The following is a 20,435-nucleotide window of genomic DNA, read 5'->3' on the forward strand; positions in this document are numbered from 1 at the left end:
GGTATAATAAATTGTGTAAATTTGTAGACTTAAATTAAACTGAAATAATAAGAATTATGGCATTAGAAATCACTGATTCAACATTTAGCGAAATTATCAATTCGGATAAGCCAGTATTAGTTGACTTTTGGGCAACTTGGTGTGGTCCGTGCAGAATGTTGGGTCCAATTATTGAGGAAATTGCTACCGATTTTGAAGGAAAAGCGGTTGTAGGAAAGGTAGATGTAGATAACAATCAACAAATCTCTATGGAGTTTGGAATTAGAAATATTCCTACAGTTTTAATCTTCAAGAACGGAGAAGTAGTGGACAAATTGGTTGGTGTATCTCCAAAAGAGGTTATTGCGCAGAAGCTTTCTGCTCATTTATAGAAAAAAGTATAACTGATAATGAACGCTTTCCCTACTGGGAGAGCGTTTTTTTTGAAAAATATTTGTTAGTATCGATTATTGTTGTATTTTTGCAACCACAATAATCGAAGAGCATACGTTTTTAAATATTGTCGATTGATCCGGTAGTTCAGCTGGTTAGAATGCCGCCCTGTCACGGCGGAGGTCGCGGGTTCGAGTCCCGTCCGGATCGCAGAGGTTTTATCAATTTCCTTTAAAAAATTGATCCGGTAGTTCAGCTGGTTAGAATGCCGCCCTGTCACGGCGGAGGTCGCGGGTTCGAGTCCCGTCCGGATCGCAGAGGTTTTTATCAATTTCCTTTAAAAAATTGATCCGGTAGTTCAGCTGGTTAGAATGCCGCCCTGTCACGGCGGAGGTCGCGGGTTCGAGTCCCGTCCGGATCGCAAAGGTTTTATCAATTTCCTTTAAAAAATTGATCCGGTAGTTCAGCTGGTTAGAATGCCGCCCTGTCACGGCGGAGGTCGCGGGTTCGAGTCCCGTCCGGATCGCAAAAGGTTTACAGATATTCTGTAAACCTTTTTCTGTTATTTACAGTTTCAAAAGTAGCTAAATGTGGAATTTTAAAGTGAAAGCATACTGAAAAGTAATAGAAACCTATTTACAGGCTTGTTCAGAAATTGAATATCTTGTGGAATGATTTTATGTTTGTTGTTACATCAAAATAAGAATATTGTCCTCTTGATTTTATTTCTAATAATCAATACTGAATTCTACAAATATTTTTGCCTTAAATAAATATTCCATTTTGAATTTTTCATGAAAAATATCTTTGAAAAATAAGTACATTTGGCCTTGCTTTAATACGATATGGACAGGTACAATTTTTTGCAGCTCGTTTCCTCTATTGGGATTTTCATGGTGTTTTTACTCGCTCTATTTTTGATTACTGTAAAGACGAAGTACAAACTGTCAAACTGTTTGCTGGCGTTCTTTCTTTTTACAAACGCAGTGGATGCTATCAAGTTTTTGCAACACGGATTTCCGGTTAATTATATTAATCTCGAGGCTTTTCGTTGGAGTACTAATTATGTGGTTTCAGCATCATTTTACCTTTATGTATTGTCTGTTTGTTATACCAATTTTCGGTTAAAACCGAAACATTTAATACATGTAATCCCATTTTTGGCGTTCAATGCTTTTATGATGTGGGGAATTTATTTTAGTGATAGACCTTCTAAAATAAAATTCATCAACAGCATGAACGACATGCCACTCTTACAATTTTTCCTCTTTCTTTTCGAAGCGCTGTTTCAGGTTTATTTTATTGCCTCGTTTATGGCAATTAGAAAGGCTAAAAAAGTATATCTAGAGAATTACACAAACCCGAATATTTCGGCACTCAATGCCCTTTACAAAATAACAATTCTCTATTACGTTCTGCATTTTATTGTCCTGATAAGATGGTTGGTTACGTATATTTTTGGTGTCGGCGAGATTCGGGCGTGGATTGTAACTATTGATGGATTTGCATTTTTGTTTTGTACGTGTTGGTATCTTTTTGTTGCATTAAATAATCCAGAATTTTTTAGAGGTGTCAATTCTGATTTAAAACCTATAGAAGAAGTTGTTCCGAAACAAAAGGTTACACCTTTTCTCGTTGACAAAAAGAATAAGGAAGTAGAATTTTTAAAAAATTTCATGAAGGAAAAAGAGCCTTATTTAGATTCTTCATTAACGATTCAGGAGTTGGCGGAGCAAGTTGAAATTCCTGTGAAGGATTTATCGACTTTGATTAATTTGTATATGGATAAGCATTTTTTCGATTTCGTGAATGAATACAGAATTGAAAAAGCCATGCAAATCCTTAAAGATCCAACTAAAAAAGAACTGACTGTTTTGGAAATTTTGTATCATGTTGGTTTTAATTCCAAATCTTCGTTTAATACTTCCTTCAAAAAATATACAGGAAAAACACCAACCGATTTTCGAAAAGAACACTTGTAAAATAGTATTACCTTTCGAAAAATGAGTTCGATTTTTTTTAATCGGTCGCGTCTGGAGCCTTTTTGAGGCATATTTGCAATAAAATAATTAAATCTAAAATGAATTGCAATCCAACAGTTTCCAAAATCAAAAAGACAAGCCTTGTTTTTTTTCTGATTTTATCATTCAACGCTTTTTCACAAAATGTAAACGAAAAAATCAAATCACTCGAAAATAATCTAAATTCCTGGGACAAGACTAAAAATAAAAAATCAACTTTAAAAGAACGAATGGATTTTTACGAAGTAAATGCGGTAAGCATTGCTGTCGTTAAAGATTACAAAATAGAATGGGCAAAAGCATATGGTTTTGCCGATGTGTCAGAGAAGAGATTAGCAACTACAGAAACTCTTTTTCAAGCAGCTTCTGTTAGCAAATCTTTTAACAGTTTAGGAGTCTTGAAGTTGACAGAAGAGCAAAAATTAAATATAGATAATGATATTAACAATTATTTGAAAAAGTGGAAATTTCCTTATGATTCGATTTCAAAAGGAAAAAAAATAAGTACTGCACAATTGTTAAATCATACTGCTGGGCTTTCTGTCGGAGGTTTCGGAGGTTATGAGAAAGGACAAGATTTGCCCAGTATACCTCAAGTTCTTGATGGATTGAAGCCTGCTAATTCTAATGCGGTTCGTTCTGTTTTTGAACCAGGTTTAAAATTCCAGTACTCGGGTGGAGGAACAACAGTTTCTCAGTTGATTCTTGAAGATACAACAGGTGAAAAGTATGAGGATTATCTGCTAAAAAACGTACTAACTCCATTAGGAATGACTTATAGCTCTTTTAATCAACCTCCTTTTATGGTAAAGAAAAATTTATTAGCAACTGGCTATCATGGAAAGGTCGAGGTTGTAGGTAAATATCATATTTATCCAGAAAAAGCTGCTGCGGGTCTATGGACAAATCCGACAGATTTGGCAAAATATATCATCGAAACTCAATTGTCATTACAAGGGAAATCAAACAAAGTTCTTTCTAAAGAAATGTCAATAAGAAGACTTGAAAATAACCTTGGGGTATTTGTTCAGAACTATAAAGGGACAAAATATTTTGGACATAGTGGCGGAAATTATGGATTTGTCTGCCACTACATGGGAAGTATGGAAGATGGTAACGGTGTTGTTGTAATGACAAATGGTGTTAATATGCAACTAATAAATGAAATCATTTCGAAAATTGCAAGTTTAAATCATTGGGAAAATTTTCCATTAGAACCAATAAAAGAACCAATTTCTTTAACCATTAAAAAAATAGCTAATAAAGATATTGATAAGGGAATTGAACTTTATGAAAAATTAAAGACAACAAAACCAAACGATTATAATTTTTCGAATAAAAGCGAATTGAACTCTTTGGGCTATGAATTTTTAAGGAATAATAAAATTGATGACGCCATCAAAATTTTCACACTTAATATTAAGGAATTTCCAAATTTACCAAATGCTTATGACAGCCGTGGTGAAGCCTATTTTAATAAAAAGGATTATGTATCATCTAAAGCTGATTATCAAAAAGTATTAGAGTTAGAACCAAGTAATCAGAATGCAAAAGAAATGCTGCATAAAATTGAAAATATTTTAAAAAAATAAAGAAATTAAACATTTATGAAAATACTTAATATAGCAAGAGATATCAGCTGCTTTTTAGCTGTCTTAATCATATTTAGTTGCAGTGCAAGGAATGTTAAAACAGAAAAAGATGTTGCTTATGCCCAGAAAATTGATTCTCTAATGACCAAATCCTACGAAAGAGGTTTGTTTAACGGAAATGTTTTGGTCGCTAAAAAAGGAAAAGTCATCTATCAAAAATCATTTGGTTTTACCGATGAAACGAGAAAAACACCTTTAACGAAAAATGCCATTTTTAATTTTGGCTCTATTGTAAAACAGTTTAATGCAGTTGCTGTTATGATGTTGATGGAGCGTGGCCAGCTAAATCTTGATGATCCCATTTCGAAATATAATTTGGACTTGCCAAAATGGTCAGAAAAAGTGACGACCAGACATTTAATCAATTATGCCAGTGGAATTCCTCGAATTGAAAATAAAATGATCGTTCCAAAAAACGATGAAGAAGCCTGGAAGATTTTGAGGAAAACAGACACCCTGTTATTTGAGCCGGGAAAAGGCTATAGATACGATAATGGGAATGTGTTTTTGCAAAGAAGAATTATTGAAAAGGTAACAGGAATGACTTTCCAAGATTTTGTTACTAAGAATATTATCAAACCTTTGAAAATGACCAATTCCGTTTTCGATGCAAAACCAGGATACAAAAACCGAACATCTTGTTATGATATGGACAATGTGAGATGCCCGGAAATGGAATTTATCAGCGGTTGGCTTTGGCTGGACATTAATGATATGTACAAATGGATTGAGGCGATGAACCATAACCGTTTAATCTCCAGAAAATCCTTTGAAACATTATTGAATAATCCCTATGCAAAAGAAGAAGGCGGATCGCTTGGCAGATTTTATGAAGAAGATGAATTACAACGACACAACGGTATTTCGCATAAATTTGAATCCATTTTATTAAACGATATGAAAAATGATGTCATTGTAATTTTGACATCTAACAATCTCAATAAAGTTTGGGACTTAGGACATATTATTCATAATTTGATGTTAGGAAAAGCTTACGAAATTCCTAAAAGATCTATTTACCGAGCAATAAGAAAAGAATCTTTCACCGACATCAATAAAGCGAAAGAAACCTACTATTTACTCAAAAAAACTTCTGAAAAAGAATACAGCTTTGAGAACCCAAGCGAGCTGAATACTTTGGGCTATGAACTATTGAGAGCGGGTAAAATAAACGAGTCTATAGAAATATTCAAACTGGCAATAAGTGAGTTTCCCAAAAATGCAAATCTATTCGATAGTTTAGGAGAGGCCTATTTTACAAATAAGCAATACGATTTGGCATTAGATAGTTATAAAAAAGCAATAAGTCTTGGTGGAAGCAACGGTAATGCAGAAAAAATGATTGATAAAATAAGATCTTCTTTAAATTTCAATTCAAAATAATGTTAGACTGGGACAAGCTTAGTCTGATACTTCTAAAAAGAAAATATTTTTGATAAACATTGTCACTCTGAGCTAAGTCTGTAATGAGACTGACGAAATATCGAAGAGTATTTACTATAGAATAAAAGCTCTGTAGGATAGGTTTTTATTGAAAAAATAAAAAGTTCCATAAAGGTTGCAAAAGACTTACAGGTAACTGTAAGTCTTTTGTGTTTGTAATCAGGTACATATATTGTATTGATAAAAGTTGGAAACCCACTATTCGATATTAAAATCTTTTAGAAAATTTTGATGCTTTATAAAGCAATTTATAGTTAGTATAAACTAAAACCGCAAGCTTACTCATTTATATAACCAATGCTTATATTTTAAATAATTTAGATGTATTATATAAAATATACTTTAATATTTGTTGTGTATATGGTTGTATTTTTTATTTTATTTGGTTTATATATTTAAAAATATTCTTTTTTGATAATAATAAGTGGTTTTTACTATCAATTTCATTATTTTTTTTTCTTTTATGGTCAAAAATATGAGCTAAGTCACAAAAATGGGGAAAATAACTCCTTTTGAACAAAGTTTGGCGTTTTATTGCCATTTTTCTTAATTCTGCCTAATCATGGGAATTTACAGCTTATATCTTCTTTCAAATCCCAAATTGGAATTTTCAAACAATTTTAAATTGTTATTCGCCGAATAGTATTTTGAAGAAAAATAAATTAAAACTTTACATAACGTATATTTTATTGTAAATCAAGAATTAGTGAGTTTTAATATTAAAGGCTCACATTTAAAAACTTATGTTGGTTATTGGTTTAAACTATTGTTAACATAGGATTTTTAATTTTTATTTCCTGATTTATAAAAGTTTTTATACTTTAGTCGCTACACCAAACACGATACATGGAAAATAACTCTAACAGCGTTATTCGATTTTCTATTGCTGATAGTGACTTTTACTTCAAGCAGTTTTTATTAAAAATGCTCTTGGAGAACCCTTTTTATAGAGTGGTTAATGACTGTAATAACGGTCACGAACTTATCTCTAGACTCTATCGCAAGCAAGAAGATGTTTTTTTAATTAATTTATACATGCCCATTCTAAGTGGGCTGGAAGCTATAAAGTTTATTCGGCAAACGAATAAAACGACTCCTATTATTACCTACTCGGCAACTTATCAGAATGATATGGATGCTATAGTATCCGAAATACCCAATACCTATTACTGTCAGAAAAACAGCATAGTGATAAGAGATATCCTCAGGAATAGTATTTTATCTAAAAAAGTAGATTTTGAAGATTATCGCCAGGAATGGTCACAACAAATGCTGGAGGTACAGGATTATATGGAACGCCAAAAGAAAAGTCAGCAGGATTTGTCTCTGTCCGAAATACAGATGATTAAACTTTGTTATGAAGGCTATAGTAACAAGGATATTGGTGAGAGAATGAATCTTAGTACAAGAACAGTTGATACTTATATCAAACGATTGACTGAAAAGCTTGGGCTAAAAAGCAAGTTGGATCTTGTGCGTTTCTGTGTAGAGAGTGGCTATTATAACACCAGCATTTAATTAATTAAAAAATAAACAAATGATTTCTTCAGGCCAGGAAAAGCTAAACAGAAAGGATGTAAACAAGGGAATATGGAAGTTCATTTTCTCTTTTCTGTTCCTTTCGGGATTCTCATTCCTCTCTGTTTTTTTATTTTTTAAAAGCAGTGAGTACCAAAAAGAAAATATTCAGAAAGAAGTAGAGAACTACAAAAATATACTGAACAAAAACGAATTACTACAATCTAAAATGGAAGGCATTTATTCCAAAATGTCGATGATAGCTAATGACAAAGTTCAAAATGACGAATTCTTAAGAGACAACATTGTAGAGGATATCCATGACTGTAAAAATATCATGGGAAAAGACAGTGTAAAAGAGTTTAAGCAATATGCTTCTTTACTGAAAAACATCAATGAGATGGTCTCACTTAAAGACAAGCTTATTTCTGCTTCATTAGAAGAAAGAGCGGCGCTTAATAATCTGCAGGAATGTCAGGGACGATTAAATATTGTTACCAGTAAGATATTAAACGATGTGCCAAAAGTAGGGCCTAGAAGAAAACCAAGATCAATAAGATAAGATAGAAAAAATGCAGTTTCAGGTTACTTTATCCAAAAAAGAAAAGAGGTATTATTTCGTTTATCTCTTTGGTATGCTTTTATTAGCAGTTGTTTTTTTAGGTATTATTTTCTTAAATAAACTGGAATCCCCTTTCACTCATTCCGATGCTTTAGCTATAAAGACATTGCAGGAGAAATCTATTTTCAATAACCGCCAGCAGGCAATACAGCCTACAATAGACAGTACATTTATTAAGCTGAAAAAATTGTCAAGCGAAAATCAGCAGCCTGTTGAGGAAAATGAGCTGAAATATGATATTAATGATATCAAAAACGCATTTTCGGATATTACCTCTGTCGATGCCAGAAAAGATAACTATGCTCAGATTGCAAAATTTTATAAGATGTATTACGATGATAAAAAGATCATTGTAAAAAAGAATGAGAATGTGAAAACATTCACCAAGCAGTATGAAGAATGCACAATAGGGATGAAGGATATGCAGCAACAAATAAAGCAGAGAAAAAATGCCCAAATCATAAGTAACAGAAACTAGAAACAAATATTGAAAAATGAACTACTTTCAAAAAAATAAAAAGAATATAATTATTGCTGTTATTTCTACCTTACTGGTTGCTTCATTAATTGCAATCTGGTTACAAAGAAAATCGGTGAATAGTTCGGAAAATATTGTAGCTGCTGTATTTCCCGCAAATTTAAGTTTAGGTGACTCTCTTAGATTTGAAGATAAAACGCTGAATGCTAAAACCAAGCAATGGGATTTTGGTGATGGTAAAGTTTCCGAGAAAAACAAGGGAATTCATATGTATACCAAGCCTGGTTTTTATGAGGTAAAGCTTACAATAGATAACAAATATACAAAGACATTCCCAATCCTGGTTTCATCTGTTGTCCGTCCGGTTTTGGCTCCGGAGGAAAGTAGAATTGATGCACAAACTCAGGCTTTACAGTTAGAAAATGTAGTCTTTAGAGCAGTGGCACCAAATGCCAAAACATTTTCATGGAGATTTGGGGAATCAGGGAATATAGATTCCAAAGATAAAATGGCAATTTACTCTTATAAAAAGCCAGGTAACTATACAGTTACATTACTTACGGATGACAATCCACAGCCTATTGTTCATCAGATCAGAATATTACCTGCTTATAATCCCAATGAGCAGCTGGAACAGGATCTATCTTCAATCGATGATACATACAGCGACATTGATGATGATATCAAGAGAACACTACAACAAATAGCTGATGGCAATAATTTCAATAGCAATTATAATTATCTGCTAAAGACCTATTTCTGTAACAACGACAATACTGTAATGATTGTAAATAATGGAAAGCCTAAGAACTATTATTATTATACAACAGGGTTGCAGTTTGACAAAAATAATATTATCCAGGAGGTGAAATCAACGTTTGATAATAATCAGAAATGTATTATTAAACTGGAAGTGACACAGAGTAAATAGTTTGTGAAAAATTAAAAGACGAGTAATGAAAAACACCAAATCTACACTATACATTTTAGGATCTGCTTTACTGGTTACAGGATGTCAGGTCAGAGTACCTTCAGTAAAAACACCTGCACCGGATTATTATGGAGGTATTGAGCAGAATATGGTCATTAACGGATATCCTAAAGAACCTCTGCCATGGATAACTTTCTCCGACAGATCAAAGAATACTGCTTTTTTAAAGAAAGAAAAGAATGAATCTCCTAAGGAAATTAAATTTCTGGAGCCTCTTATGGTAGTAGACTACAATAAGTCTAGTAAACTAGTTAAAGTAGCAGAATATAATGCTGATGCTCTGATGAAGAAGCTTCCTGCAAAATCTGTAAAATCTTACGGATGGATATCAGAGGATAATCTATTATTGTGGAATAGCGCTTTAAGAGACCGTACATCCGGATTTATTATGAAAGCGGCTATTGTACCGGGGAATGCAGATGTGGTTAAAAATACAGGGACTTATATTAAAAATGACTCTGCTGTAGTTTATTCTTCTCCTAATCTTTCGGATCCTGTAAAGAAAAAGATTCCTATTGGAGAGCTTGTTTATGTATATAAAAAAGCAGCTGATAATAAAGGATATCTGGTAGGGAAATCTCCGAAAATTAACATGGATAGTATTGATAAAGATATCTATGGTTGGGTAAGTGCCAATATGATCTCTACATGGGGGGAGCGCTCGGCAATAAGACTGGACAGAAAAGCTGATTATAGCAAATTTCCGCTTTTTGGTATCTATAGTGCACTTCCGGAGTATACGGACGAGAAGCCTATAGTCCCTATTGCAGATGCTGCTAACAGAAGTGAAATAGAAAATATATTCCCAACTTCTACCACATTAAATAAAAATACAACCAAGTATTTTACCAATGCATTTGACTACAGTCAGAATTATATTTTCAATGTACTAGGTGAGAAACTCCCATTCAAAAGGTATAAAGAAATTACCAAAAGAAATAAAAATCTGAATATTGTATTTGCTATAGATATCAGTGCTGAGAACAGAGCTTATGCTCCAATTGCTAAGTCCGTGATTCAGGATATCCAACTTAAAATGCAGAAGCTGTCTTACTACAAAGATGTAAAATACAGTGCTGTTCTATATAAAAATAATACCTGCGGACCTAATGTTATTGCATCTGTACTTTCCAGTGATTACAACGGTATTTTTAAATACATAGATGATAAAACAATGGAAATGCGTTGTGAAGGAATAGGAGGACAGCCTGTAAACGAGGCGCTTAGTACAGCCGGACAATTGCTTAGTACAGTTCCGGACGAAACCAATTTAATAGTTTTAATAGGTTCTACAGCTTCTTCCGGGATGAATACATCGAGTGCTATTAGATTTATTTCTAAGGCGAGGGCTAAGTTACTTGCATACCAAACGCAGTCCAGGTCTTCTGATGCCTACAATGATTTTGTATTATTGGCACAGAATATTGTAACAACAACTGCACAGAATATTACAGAACTCAATAAAGAGAAAGTAGCTGATCAGAGTCTTATTCTCAACAAAAATAACTTTAACTTCATCGAAGGCGATTTGGGGATTTATTCCTTAGACTATCCTAAGAATAGTATGACGCAGGGATTTGTGATCTATCCAAAGAAAAGAGAAGACAATAGCAATTCGCTTCTCATTAAGGCAATGGATACCTTGGTAACGCAGGTTACAGATGAAAATAAAATCACAGATAAATCTTTAACAGCTTATTTTAAGTCTGCTGTAGGATCTGCTAAGACTACTGTTGACGGTAGATATGCATTTATGTTTCAGGATGTTCCCAATCCGCTTCCGACTTCTTTTGCATCACAATTGGTTACTTATGATTATCCGACAGTTGCTTCAGGATACCTTCCTGTTGACATGAGAAAAAATAATCCGGGAATAGAGAAGGGAATATTGGTTTCTGAACAAGAGTATGACCAGCTTAAAAACTTCTATGATAAGATATATAAGGAAACAAATCCTGATAGTAAAGATTTTAATCAGAAAAGAGCAATATCACGTTATGTAAAGTTATTAAAAGAGAATAATCCTACTTTGGATGAATTTGATACGAATAAAATTTACAGTCAGCCAATGAGAGTAGCGGTTGCTAAAAGTACAGGTATGGATAATTCTGATGAGGTTATGATGTCTGAAATTAATCTGGAGCGTTGGAAAGATAAAAAAATAATAGGCAGAGAAACGGTACAGACCTATTTCAGGAATTATAAAGTACTGTCCAATAGGTTGTTGGAGAATAAGAATAACCCAAAGTATAAGGTGATTCAGAACGGAACAACGTTCTATTGGCTGAATGAATATTTTATGCCTTTTGTTACCGACAGAACAAAATCTTAATGAATTGGACAGTAGTAGAATTACTACAATTTGTAAATTTTTCCTAAAGGGGCAATTTACTCTGATAACAGAATATTATTTTTGATAATAACGAAAATTTTCTTTTAAAAGTATTGAAATTATGGCAGTGAATAATTCCAGAGGTGTGCTCAAGTTTAATGGAGGAGAAGCACAGAAAGTATTGAAACTAAACTATAGCGTACAACGCTCTACAGATGTATCCGGAAGAGTAGCATCTGATGCTTCTAACGCGTTGGTTAAGATTACAATAGAAGCAGGAGAAAGCGCTCATGTTCTGGAAAGTTTACTTAATAATAAATATAAGCCTACAACTGGTGAGGTTACTTTCAATAAAGCACATGAGGAAGGAACCCTTATTAGGCTTAATTGGGAAAACGGTTATGTAATCCAGCATGAAGTAGACTTTAATGCATTCAATGATAATAACATGCATATCACCTTCGTTGTAAGCGCCGAAAAGATTAATTATGGCGGGTCATCCTATGATGGCATGTGGCCGGGAAATTAAGTAAAACACCAGATCGTTGGGATAATAAGTTTCAGCGGTTATATTTCACAAGATATGAACTTAAACTTTTGCAAATTATTAGCTTGCGTAACTATACTTATGTTTTCTGGCAGAAATGCTACGGCACAGGTTTTAACAGTTACCGATACTTCCGATGCTCATGCAATGAGGATAAAGAGTACAATAAATGCTAACAGAGAAATTGTCGACTTTATAGAGCATAGTCTTGCTCAGAGAAAGTTACCTAAGCATTTAAGAAATCTTCCTCTTTTAGAATCAGGATTCGACAGAACAAGAGTTTCTTCTACAGGTGCTGTAGGGATATGGCAAATTATGCCAGCTCATGCTAACTATTATGGATTACGCGAAAGCGATCGTTCAGATATTTATAAAAGCACTCAGGTAGCTTTAAATTCTCTGTCTAACCTCCACCGAAAATATAAAGACTGGATTAGTGTTTTGGCAGCTTATAGCTGTGGTGAAGCCAATGTAGCAAAAGCTATGGAAAAGGCGGGATCCAAAAATTATGCAGATTATTACATCTATCTGCCGGATGAAACCACCAATGCGATCAGAAAGTATATCAACGCTTGTTATGTAACAGGCGAGCTGGATGAGCTTTTGCCAGGTGGTTCTGCTAATGCAACTAAGCTTAGAGCGAGAGTTGCAGATAATAATACGGAACCACAAAACAATACAGAAGAACAGCCTGTTGATTCATCGCTTTTAAAAACAACGATCAATTCAGGCTATGACTTGGCAACTATTGCACAATTTTTAGGTATTAAATTAGAGGATCTTCTTTACTGGAATCCTAATATTGAAAAGAATTTAAACGAAAAACAAGAGGTTAATTTTTATCTTCCTGCAGAACAAATGGGAAGATTCGAGGCAAACAGAAATAAGATTCTAAGGCTCTCTTTAACGAAGTAAAAAAAGATTTTATTTATAGCAAAACTCGATTAAATGTTATAATTTAATGGAGTTTTATGTTTATTAAAATAGCAATGGAAGGCATTAATTACAGATTCCCCTTTAATCCCTCTGCATTGATGACAGAGAATGGCAGTATAGAAACTTGTGATATAGCAGAAAGTATAGCACAGAATATTATGTTGTTAATTATTACCAAAAAAGGTGAGAACCGATACGACGAAAATTATGGTAACGATGTATGGAATGTAGAGTTCGATAATGGTATTTCTTCGGCGGTTTGGGAAAATGTGTTTATCAACAGCCTCAAAAGGCAAATCTCGGATTATGAACACAGGCTGGTAAACCCTCAGATTAAAGCGCACATTGTTTTTGTAGAGCATAATTATGATACCCGAAACTTTACAGAGATAAAGAAAAAAGTTAAAATTGCTATTAATGCGAAACTTGAAGCTACAGGAGAACAGTTCAATTTTGCTACTGAATTATTTTTAAGTCCGATGTCAATCGATTAAAAACTTATACACCACACCAATGCACCTAGACCAAAATATTTATTCTAAAGAAACAATTAAAGCCAGGATGTTGCAGAACGCAACAAAACTTTGGGGGGTAAAAAGTATCCAGTCTCTGGATCCTTTTGTAAAATTATTGATAGATGCTTTCAGTACAGAAGTCTTCAAAGCTAATAATGAAATTCAGAATGTAAATAGCAGACTTCTGGAAAGGCTGGCAAGAATGCTTACGCCTACCAAGTATACCCATCCAGTACCGGCACATGCAATCGCATTCTATACTCCGGAAGAGGATTTAGAATATGTAATGGATTACACCGAGTTTTTCTTTAAGAAAAGTATCAATTCATTTAGCAAAACACAGTCTGATAAGCAGGTAGATGTTCCTTTTACACCTGTAGACAATATCAGAACCATAAAAGCTCAGGTAGGTGCGATGATTGTAGGAAATACCTGTTATGCATTCGATGAGAATCTTAACAGAACGCCTATATGCAGAATAAATAACCGTATTGAGGATTTTAGAAAAATAAGCATCGGAATTAACGTTTCCCAATATAATGCGGGCAGGCTTCCTGAAAAGCTGAGTCTTTTCTGTGCAAATACTGCTTTTGAACATATTGATTATGTATACAGGCTTCTGCCGTATGTAAAAGTAACCAGTAATGGCAAACCACTTAGTATTAATCCGGGATTAAGTTATACTGATCAGCGCAAATATGAGGGCTTTGAAGAAGTTTTTAAAGAACAGTCTATCCGCTACAAAGTGACGGAGGATATTAAAAAAATATACAATTCAAAATTTATTGAAGTTGAAGGTATTCATGATGATCTAAAGCTTCAGCCAGGTTATTTCCCATTTGAATTAGGCTATCTTAAAGGTCAGGCTCCTGCGCTTGATCAGCTTATTAATGACAATAATTTCCTTTGGCTGACTTTTGAATTCCCACCCCAATTTACAGATCAGATTCTGGATAATTTCTCTTTTGCGCTTAATGCTTTTCCGGTTTATAACAGAGGATGGAAAAAAACAGAATACATTCTCGATATCATGGGAAACAATATCCCTTTGGAAACAGGAGTAGGCGAGTACTTTCTTTATGTGGAAGAGGTGGTAGACGGAGAAGGAAAGAAATATGAAGAAATTCCTTTTACACCCAATGATCATCTTAGCAAAGGACTTTATACCGTAAGAAAAGGTGGTATGGAAAGGTTTAGTAATCGCAATGCCGTAGATTTAATGGTGAATGTACTGGAGCTTACGCGTGATGAAGTTGCTGCATTTTCTGTTTTCAATAGAGATAAGCTTAGAGACCTTCTGGGAGAAATGTCGGATAAGATGAAGGGGATGATTAAAAAAGTTGAGAATGCTGATAAAGACCTGGTAGAAGATGTGAACTATGTAATTATAGAACCAATTGAATCTTCAGTGCATACATATGCAGCATTCTGGATTACCCATTGTGCTTTAGCCAACCACATCAGACCTGGTACCACTCTCAATTCTCAGCAAAAAGCAAAAAGCATTACATTTTTAACGGAGAGTACTGGTGGAGAGCTGGAACAAAAAGGATCGGACAGCATTCAGGCTTATCGCTATGCGCTGATGACAAGAGATAAGATCGTATCAATAGAGGATATAAAAGCTTATTGCCAAATGGTGATGAAAGATGAGCTTAAATCTATAAAAGTTAGTCGTGGAACCATTATAAGTGACAAGCCAAAAGAAGGATTTGTAAAAACTATTGATGTTAGTATTGTTGCTGAGAATTATGCTTTTTACGGAAAAAATTATTGGGACAATCAAGCAATCGTTTTAATGAATAGTATTAAAATGCGGGCAATAGACGGCGTAATTTATCGTGTAAAAATAGAGGAAGGCTCCTCAGTAGAAATTTAACTTAAAAAACAAGAGGATTTATGTTAAATGGTGATGGCTCATTTACGGATAGAAAATACAATCAGCTGCAAACAGACTTCAGGGTAGAAGCTGTTGCGGCAAATATTCTTAAATACTATGATTCTCAGGCAAATATTTACATTAAACGTATAGGGCTTAATGACAGAGCTTATTTAAAAGATATTAAAGGGATTACTTCTTCTTCCTATGATTTGGACGAAGAAAATATAATTATAGAAACCTACCGAGAAGGAATATATGACTATTTACCAGAGGGAATCTTTCATCCACCTTCATTAGGAGCATCCAGTACAAATATCGATAGTGTTGTAAGGGAAATAAGAAAGCAAAAAGCAGTTGAAGATGACGCCAGAAAATTTTTTCAGCCTTTTGAATTAGAGTTTTTCTATACCCATGTAAGTGCATTGCTTAAAGAATCAGAATTTGATGCGGAAAACAAAAATAATGCGCTTTTAGAATTTGCTTGTGAACTATGGCCTGTGCTAAGAAAGATAGATTTGAAGTCTGCTAAAATACTCGTGCATATTCTTCCGTTTATTCATGAGGTAAGAGGCAATAAAAACTGGATTGAGAAATTTTTAAGTGCATTTCTGAATGTTCCTGTCAATATTAGTTTTTTACCCAATGTTGTGGAAGAACAAGATGATAAAGAAGGTGTAACAGCATTAGGTAATGCCCGCTTGGGAGTTACATTCATTCCTACCGGGAAGCATATGGACGGGGATCGCAATTGGATGATCAATATAGGAACAATTCCCTATGATGAAATACACCGCTATATTCCGGGAAGTTCCTTTAGAGAACTATTAAGAGAATTGTATGATTTTTTCACTCCGGTTTCGGTAAAAATATTTGAAAATTTCATTACAGAAAAAAAAGATGAATCATTTGTTTTAAGTGTTGATAATGAATTGAATAGACTGGGTTATTCAACCTTTTTATAGCTCAGATAAAAGTGTTACATTTACTATGTATATAAAAGAAAATTATTGTTTATTATGGAGTTAACCTCTATCAAAGGTGTTTTTTTAAGGTATATTTTGATGCCGCTGTTTGCTGTTATTATGATGTTTATAATGGGCATTATAAGGAAGAATACTCCTGCAATTAAACTAAAACATATTATTGTTTATGTGCTGCTGAGCGGACTTATTCTGGCGATCCCCGGTTTTTTCGGATTTACCGGAAACCTTTTTAATCCTTACTGGTATTTAGGCGCACAGCTTGTCTTTCTGGGACTGGGTATTTTGCATGTTAATTTATTACATCATTATTTCAGAAAGCATTTCACTTCTACAACAAGAAGCATAATTTTCGACTGTGTTCTTAGTATCACCTGTATAGCCTTTGGAGGTTATCTTTTTGTATTAATTTTTAAATGGATTAGTACAGGACTTGGAAATCCATTTATGGCAGCAACGAGTATAGTCTCTTTTGTTATTCCGTTACTTTTCTATTACTGCTATATTTCCTTTATCAGTATTCCATTTGACATCTATAAAACTTGGAGATATAATCCGGATGAAAAGCCATTCAATTTTCAGGGAGTGGACTTTGATAAGCTAATGGTACTCAACGTAGAGCTGAGCAAAAATCTGGAGGATCAACAACGTTTCAGAATAAAAGCCAAGACACTGCCAACCGGTATTACTTATGGAGAATGGTTCTTTAGAGTAGTAGATGATTACAACCATAAAAATCCTAACTCCAAAATTCAGCTAATGGATTATAATAACAATTCCTATTACTGGATTTTCTATATCAAGAAATCTTTCTTTAGCTCGAGAAAATATATTGATTTTGAAAAAGATATTTCTTCGAATAAGATATCCGAAAATCAGGTCGTTATATGTAAAAGAGTAATACAACACCAGGAAGAAGGTGAAAAGGAAAAATTAGTAATAAGTGAAGCTAAATAACAGCACCAAATGATACAACCAATTAAACACAATGCCATCAATTGGGTGGATGGGATGAAGGTCTCCCAAATGCACCTTAACGAGCAGGACAATTTCATTATAGATAGTATTAGGGACTCTAATTCCTTACAAATTAATAATTTCAATTATGGACTATTGCCTATGACAGGGCAATTCTCTGAGAAAACCGTTTTCGAAATTTACAGTACAGCAACCAACGATGCCCAGCTGGTTATTAAAAATTGTAATGCAATAACCCTGGCTGGTTACAGAATTGAAATAAAGGATTTCAATATGAATATCAGAAGTCTGGCTAAAAATCTTAGCTCAGCTGAAGATAGTATTGATGGTGATTATTATATTCTGATATCTGTAAATCCGTTTAACAAAGTTCCTTTCGGTGAAATCGATCCAGAAGAAATACCGCCGCGTCACCCTTATTCCATGCCTAACTATAATATAGAAATGGTGGATGTAGCAGCACTGAATAATAATCTGGCGGGTGGAAATTATATCGTACTTGGAAAAGTTAATTTCAGAGCCAATTTTGCCCAGATCGACAGCAGCTTTATTCCACCATCAACCTCTCTTCAAAGTCATCAGAGATTGGTAGATTATTATCAGAGTTATGTTAGATCGGTATCCAATCTTCAGCAGTATGCATTTAAGATTATTCAGAAATCTTCACACAAAGATCAGAATACGGCATTAGCCAATAATGTAAGGGCACTTTGTACAAAACTTATCAATGCCCTTGCAGATAATTATTTCAGCTTTAAAAACTTAGTTCCGGAGCAACCTCCGATTTACCTTATTGATGTTTTTTCGAAAACAGCCTTGCATTTATACAATGCTACACAGATGATTCCGAATGCTGAATTAGAAGAAATGCTGAATTATAGCCTGGAGTGGAGTGAAGTTGCACCGCATACTTTCTTGGGTCAGATTACTACAGTTTCCGAAATCAACTATGACCATTATAATTGTGGAGAATATTTAAGAAATATTCAGTCGCTTTTAAACTGTCTGGAAACTGTTTTTGGAAAGCTGAGTGAGCTGGATTATATCGGGCAGAGAAAAGAAAATATTATTGTAACCGAGCAGGAAATTAGGTCCAATACCGATCCTAAAACAGGATGGAGTGTACTGGATTAAAATAATAAATAGGGATTACATTCTTCCGTTTTAGAAAAACTTTTAATAAAGCATGTCTAATTTTTTTTCTAACTTTAAGAAGTTGTTTAGTAATCTCTTTGAAAAACAAGATGATAAGATAACAATTAATAATAAAAAAACATCAAATATGGCAATGTATAATTACGGTGTCGGCGGAAATGAGATTAAAGTAGATGCCAATGAAGCAATTCAAGAGATACAGGAAAACAGATCCCTGTTAGTGAGTCAGTTAACTTCGGATGAATCTATGGTCCCTGAGGTTGTAAGGGGACTAAAAACAATAGAAGATGTTTTCAGACATTTTCAACCTTCTGTTTCTGTACAACATGAAAAAGAAGACGGATCATTTGTTGATGAAGAATTTCGTTTTCAGACTTTAGGTGATTTTACCCCTAAAAGTTTAACCCAGAATTCTCAGTACCTGCAACAGCTTAGTATTGAACAAGAGCAGTATAACAAGATCCTGCGTCAGTTGAAGAATAATAAAATTCTTCGCAATATGCTGGAAAACGAGCAGACAAAAGCAGCTTTTGTAGAAGTTTTAAAAGAAGTAGCAAAAGAACTTGAAAAATAGTTTTTCATCAAATCAAATAACATAATTATGGAAAATAAACCACAGGCGGCACCACAGCAGGAAAGTCAACAGCAGCAACATTCCGGAGCAAAGAGTAACCCGCTAAATGAATTGAATAAAGTAGGCGGATTTGGATTTGTAGAAACCGTTATTGACGGCATTGCTAATATGAACCCTACAAGAAAGGCAAGAAAAGAGATCTTCTTAAATGATGAAAATAAAGACAAAGAAAGAAAAGACTTATTACAAAAAATCAATCTTTGGGTGAGTCTTTTAGAAGGTGAATCTTCAGCTGAAAAAATGGCTGAATCTGCTAAAAATAAAGCTAATGCCGCTGAACATAATCTAAAGCATAATCTTAAAAATACTTTGGACTCTGTAAGAGATCTTGAAACATCATACCGTACCGTAGCACAATTTTATAAAAATACAGAACTGGATAAAGTAGACAATGTAAGCATTGTAAATGCTTCATTAGAGCAGATGAAGGATCTGGATAATCCGTTATTTATTGATGCTATTGCAGATGAGTTTAAACAAAACTACGATAGATTGGATCTAAGAGATAACTATTCTATTTTGGCAATTCCGGGATATCTGGGATCAAATAAAGTAGTTGAAAAGTGGGCTAAAATATGCAATGAGAACAAAGTTATGATGGTAACGGATTTTGCCAATTTAGATAAGCCAGATGATGTAGTAGATCTTTTCCATTCTGCTAATCTTACTGGTGGTGAACTTCACAGAAGTAATGTTATCATGACATGTAACTGGCTTGTCGGCAGAGGAAAGGCAGAAGAAGTAGGAGAAGAAGAAAACGTAGATCTTCCGCCATCTACTTCCCTGGCAGGTAAAATCCATAGAACATTAATGTCTCAGGTAGCTGCAGGTAAAAAACACGGTAATATCAATGAGGTAGATGCTGTTAAATTCGATTTGAAGAAAAGCGAGATCTCTCAGTTAGAAAAAATGGGATTGGTTCCTATGGTAAACGAGTATGGAAAGATTATGGCTTTCTCTGCTAAAACGTTGTTTACAGGAGATAATATCGGGCTTCAGACGTATTCGGTAGTAAGAGTATTCGATTATGTAACGAAAGTACTTTTAGATTTCTTAAACAGAAGAGCTTTTGAGAACTGGACCCCAAGAAATGAAGATGATCTTCGTAAGCAGATTGTTGCTTTCTTAGATGGTATTAAAGGAGCTGATAAGCTTATTGAAAACTTTAAAATCGTAAGATTCGAGCAGGATAAAGTAAATAAAGACCGTGTATGGCTGGATATCCGCTTAACACCTTATTTCCCGACCAAGAGCTTCGTGATTAAGCTGGATGGTCATAAAGGAGATGATGGTAATGAGTGGGATGCTCAATATACACAGGAATAAATAGCTGAAAAATTATAATATTGAAGAGGGATTTCATAATAAAACATGAGGTT

General features: G+C 34.1%; 18 protein-coding genes and 4 tRNA genes. All 22 read left to right on the forward strand.

The features are described from left to right. The first annotated feature begins 56 nt into the window (after window positions 1–56). Window positions 57–371 carry a thioredoxin gene (gene trxA, locus BAZ10_RS17265; RefSeq protein ID WP_009085023.1) on the forward strand — a complete coding sequence of 105 codons (315 nt, stop codon included), beginning with the start codon at window positions 57–59 and terminating at the stop codon, window positions 369–371. Window positions 372–508: 137 nt separating this feature from the next. Continuing rightward, a tRNA-Asp gene (locus BAZ10_RS17270) sits at window positions 509–582 on the forward strand. A gap of 31 nt (window positions 583–613) precedes the next feature. Then, window positions 614–687: transfer RNA gene (locus BAZ10_RS17275), tRNA-Asp, on the forward strand. 32 nt (window positions 688–719) lie between these two features. Further along, a tRNA-Asp gene (locus BAZ10_RS17280) sits at window positions 720–793 on the forward strand. A 31-nt stretch (window positions 794–824) separates the two neighbouring features. After that, window positions 825–898: transfer RNA gene (locus BAZ10_RS17285), tRNA-Asp, on the forward strand. A 652-nt stretch (window positions 899–1,550) separates the two neighbouring features. Then, complete coding sequence (locus tag BAZ10_RS17290) at window positions 1,551–2,354, forward strand: helix-turn-helix domain-containing protein (protein ID WP_245803854.1); 804 nt, start codon at window positions 1,551–1,553, stop codon at window positions 2,352–2,354. 98 nt (window positions 2,355–2,452) lie between these two features. After that, complete coding sequence (locus tag BAZ10_RS17295) at window positions 2,453–3,985, forward strand: serine hydrolase (protein WP_108721278.1); 1,533 nt, start codon at window positions 2,453–2,455, stop codon at window positions 3,983–3,985. 15 nt (window positions 3,986–4,000) lie between these two features. Continuing rightward, window positions 4,001–5,428, forward strand: coding sequence for a serine hydrolase domain-containing protein (locus BAZ10_RS17300; protein WP_078773094.1), 1,428 nt, complete (start codon window positions 4,001–4,003; stop codon window positions 5,426–5,428). Between the two features lie 906 nt (window positions 5,429–6,334). Further along, entirely contained in the window at window positions 6,335–7,006 is a 672-nt protein-coding gene (locus BAZ10_RS17305) for a response regulator transcription factor (RefSeq protein WP_065083400.1), read from the forward strand. 19 nt (window positions 7,007–7,025) lie between these two features. After that, on the forward strand, window positions 7,026–7,568 hold the full coding sequence (gene tssO, locus BAZ10_RS17310; protein ID WP_078773095.1) for a type VI secretion system TssO: 543 nt from the start codon (window positions 7,026–7,028) through the stop codon (window positions 7,566–7,568). Between the two features lie 10 nt (window positions 7,569–7,578). Then, window positions 7,579–8,106 (forward strand): type VI secretion system TssO, encoded by a 528-nt coding sequence (gene tssO, locus BAZ10_RS17315; protein ID WP_024566860.1) that lies wholly within the window; start codon window positions 7,579–7,581, stop codon window positions 8,104–8,106. Between the two features lie 16 nt (window positions 8,107–8,122). Then, window positions 8,123–9,037, forward strand: a complete 915-nt coding sequence (locus BAZ10_RS17320) for a PKD domain-containing protein (protein ID WP_078773096.1) — start codon at window positions 8,123–8,125, stop codon at window positions 9,035–9,037. Window positions 9,038–9,062: 25 nt separating this feature from the next. Beyond that, window positions 9,063–11,429 (forward strand): type VI secretion system protein TssR domain-containing protein, encoded by a 2,367-nt coding sequence (gene tssR, locus BAZ10_RS17325; RefSeq protein ID WP_078773097.1) that lies wholly within the window; start codon window positions 9,063–9,065, stop codon window positions 11,427–11,429. Between the two features lie 121 nt (window positions 11,430–11,550). After that, window positions 11,551–11,958 carry a type VI secretion system tube protein TssD gene (gene tssD, locus BAZ10_RS17330; RefSeq protein ID WP_078773098.1) on the forward strand — a complete coding sequence of 136 codons (408 nt, stop codon included), beginning with the start codon at window positions 11,551–11,553 and terminating at the stop codon, window positions 11,956–11,958. A gap of 54 nt (window positions 11,959–12,012) precedes the next feature. After that, window positions 12,013–12,891 carry a lytic transglycosylase domain-containing protein gene (locus BAZ10_RS17335; protein ID WP_245803855.1) on the forward strand — a complete coding sequence of 293 codons (879 nt, stop codon included), beginning with the start codon at window positions 12,013–12,015 and terminating at the stop codon, window positions 12,889–12,891. Window positions 12,892–12,965: 74 nt separating this feature from the next. Then, entirely contained in the window at window positions 12,966–13,406 is a 441-nt protein-coding gene (locus tag BAZ10_RS17340) for a GPW/gp25 family protein (protein WP_034870016.1), read from the forward strand. Window positions 13,407–13,425: 19 nt separating this feature from the next. Further along, on the forward strand, window positions 13,426–15,306 hold the full coding sequence (locus BAZ10_RS17345; RefSeq protein WP_078773100.1) for a type VI secretion system baseplate subunit TssF: 1,881 nt from the start codon (window positions 13,426–13,428) through the stop codon (window positions 15,304–15,306). A 20-nt stretch (window positions 15,307–15,326) separates the two neighbouring features. Next, window positions 15,327–16,271 (forward strand): type VI secretion system baseplate subunit TssG, encoded by a 945-nt coding sequence (locus tag BAZ10_RS17350; RefSeq protein ID WP_078773101.1) that lies wholly within the window; start codon window positions 15,327–15,329, stop codon window positions 16,269–16,271. A 54-nt stretch (window positions 16,272–16,325) separates the two neighbouring features. Continuing rightward, on the forward strand, window positions 16,326–17,246 hold the full coding sequence (locus BAZ10_RS17355) for a TssN family type VI secretion system protein (RefSeq protein ID WP_078773102.1): 921 nt from the start codon (window positions 16,326–16,328) through the stop codon (window positions 17,244–17,246). 9 nt (window positions 17,247–17,255) lie between these two features. Continuing rightward, window positions 17,256–18,401, forward strand: coding sequence for a hypothetical protein (locus BAZ10_RS17360; RefSeq protein WP_078773103.1), 1,146 nt, complete (start codon window positions 17,256–17,258; stop codon window positions 18,399–18,401). Between the two features lie 52 nt (window positions 18,402–18,453). Next, window positions 18,454–18,996 (forward strand): type VI secretion system contractile sheath small subunit, encoded by a 543-nt coding sequence (locus BAZ10_RS17365; RefSeq protein ID WP_078773104.1) that lies wholly within the window; start codon window positions 18,454–18,456, stop codon window positions 18,994–18,996. Between the two features lie 27 nt (window positions 18,997–19,023). Next, window positions 19,024–20,382 (forward strand): DUF5458 family protein, encoded by a 1,359-nt coding sequence (locus BAZ10_RS17370; RefSeq protein ID WP_078773105.1) that lies wholly within the window; start codon window positions 19,024–19,026, stop codon window positions 20,380–20,382. The last annotated feature ends 53 nt before the right edge of the window (window positions 20,383–20,435 follow it).

It is taken from the genome of Elizabethkingia occulta, assembly GCF_002023715.1.
Lineage (GTDB): Bacteria > Bacteroidota > Bacteroidia > Flavobacteriales > Weeksellaceae > Elizabethkingia > Elizabethkingia occulta.

What these genes read in the sequence shown, in the direction of transcription:
- tssR (WP_078773097.1), top strand. Translation starts at nt 9,063, where the DNA reads ATGAAAAACACCAAATCTACACTATACATTTTAGGATCTGCTTTACTG.
- BAZ10_RS17355 (WP_078773102.1), top strand. Translation starts at nt 16,326, where the DNA reads ATGGAGTTAACCTCTATCAAAGGTGTTTTTTTAAGGTATATTTTGATG.
- tssD (WP_078773098.1), top strand. Translation starts at nt 11,551, where the DNA reads ATGGCAGTGAATAATTCCAGAGGTGTGCTCAAGTTTAATGGAGGAGAA.
- BAZ10_RS17295 (WP_108721278.1), top strand. Translation starts at nt 2,453, where the DNA reads ATGAATTGCAATCCAACAGTTTCCAAAATCAAAAAGACAAGCCTTGTT.
- BAZ10_RS17360 (WP_078773103.1), top strand. Translation starts at nt 17,256, where the DNA reads ATGATACAACCAATTAAACACAATGCCATCAATTGGGTGGATGGGATG.
- BAZ10_RS17300 (WP_078773094.1), top strand. Translation starts at nt 4,001, where the DNA reads ATGAAAATACTTAATATAGCAAGAGATATCAGCTGCTTTTTAGCTGTC.
- BAZ10_RS17370 (WP_078773105.1), top strand. Translation starts at nt 19,024, where the DNA reads ATGGAAAATAAACCACAGGCGGCACCACAGCAGGAAAGTCAACAGCAG.
- BAZ10_RS17345 (WP_078773100.1), top strand. Translation starts at nt 13,426, where the DNA reads ATGCACCTAGACCAAAATATTTATTCTAAAGAAACAATTAAAGCCAGG.
- BAZ10_RS17290 (WP_245803854.1), top strand. Translation starts at nt 1,551, where the DNA reads ATGATGTGGGGAATTTATTTTAGTGATAGACCTTCTAAAATAAAATTC.
- BAZ10_RS17335 (WP_245803855.1), top strand. Translation starts at nt 12,013, where the DNA reads ATGAACTTAAACTTTTGCAAATTATTAGCTTGCGTAACTATACTTATG.
- tssO (WP_024566860.1), top strand. Translation starts at nt 7,579, where the DNA reads ATGCAGTTTCAGGTTACTTTATCCAAAAAAGAAAAGAGGTATTATTTC.
- BAZ10_RS17340 (WP_034870016.1), top strand. Translation starts at nt 12,966, where the DNA reads ATGGAAGGCATTAATTACAGATTCCCCTTTAATCCCTCTGCATTGATG.
- trxA (WP_009085023.1), top strand. Translation starts at nt 57, where the DNA reads ATGGCATTAGAAATCACTGATTCAACATTTAGCGAAATTATCAATTCG.
- BAZ10_RS17350 (WP_078773101.1), top strand. Translation starts at nt 15,327, where the DNA reads ATGTTAAATGGTGATGGCTCATTTACGGATAGAAAATACAATCAGCTG.
- BAZ10_RS17365 (WP_078773104.1), top strand. Translation starts at nt 18,454, where the DNA reads ATGTCTAATTTTTTTTCTAACTTTAAGAAGTTGTTTAGTAATCTCTTT.
- BAZ10_RS17320 (WP_078773096.1), top strand. Translation starts at nt 8,123, where the DNA reads ATGAACTACTTTCAAAAAAATAAAAAGAATATAATTATTGCTGTTATT.
- BAZ10_RS17305 (WP_065083400.1), top strand. Translation starts at nt 6,335, where the DNA reads ATGGAAAATAACTCTAACAGCGTTATTCGATTTTCTATTGCTGATAGT.
- tssO (WP_078773095.1), top strand. Translation starts at nt 7,026, where the DNA reads ATGATTTCTTCAGGCCAGGAAAAGCTAAACAGAAAGGATGTAAACAAG.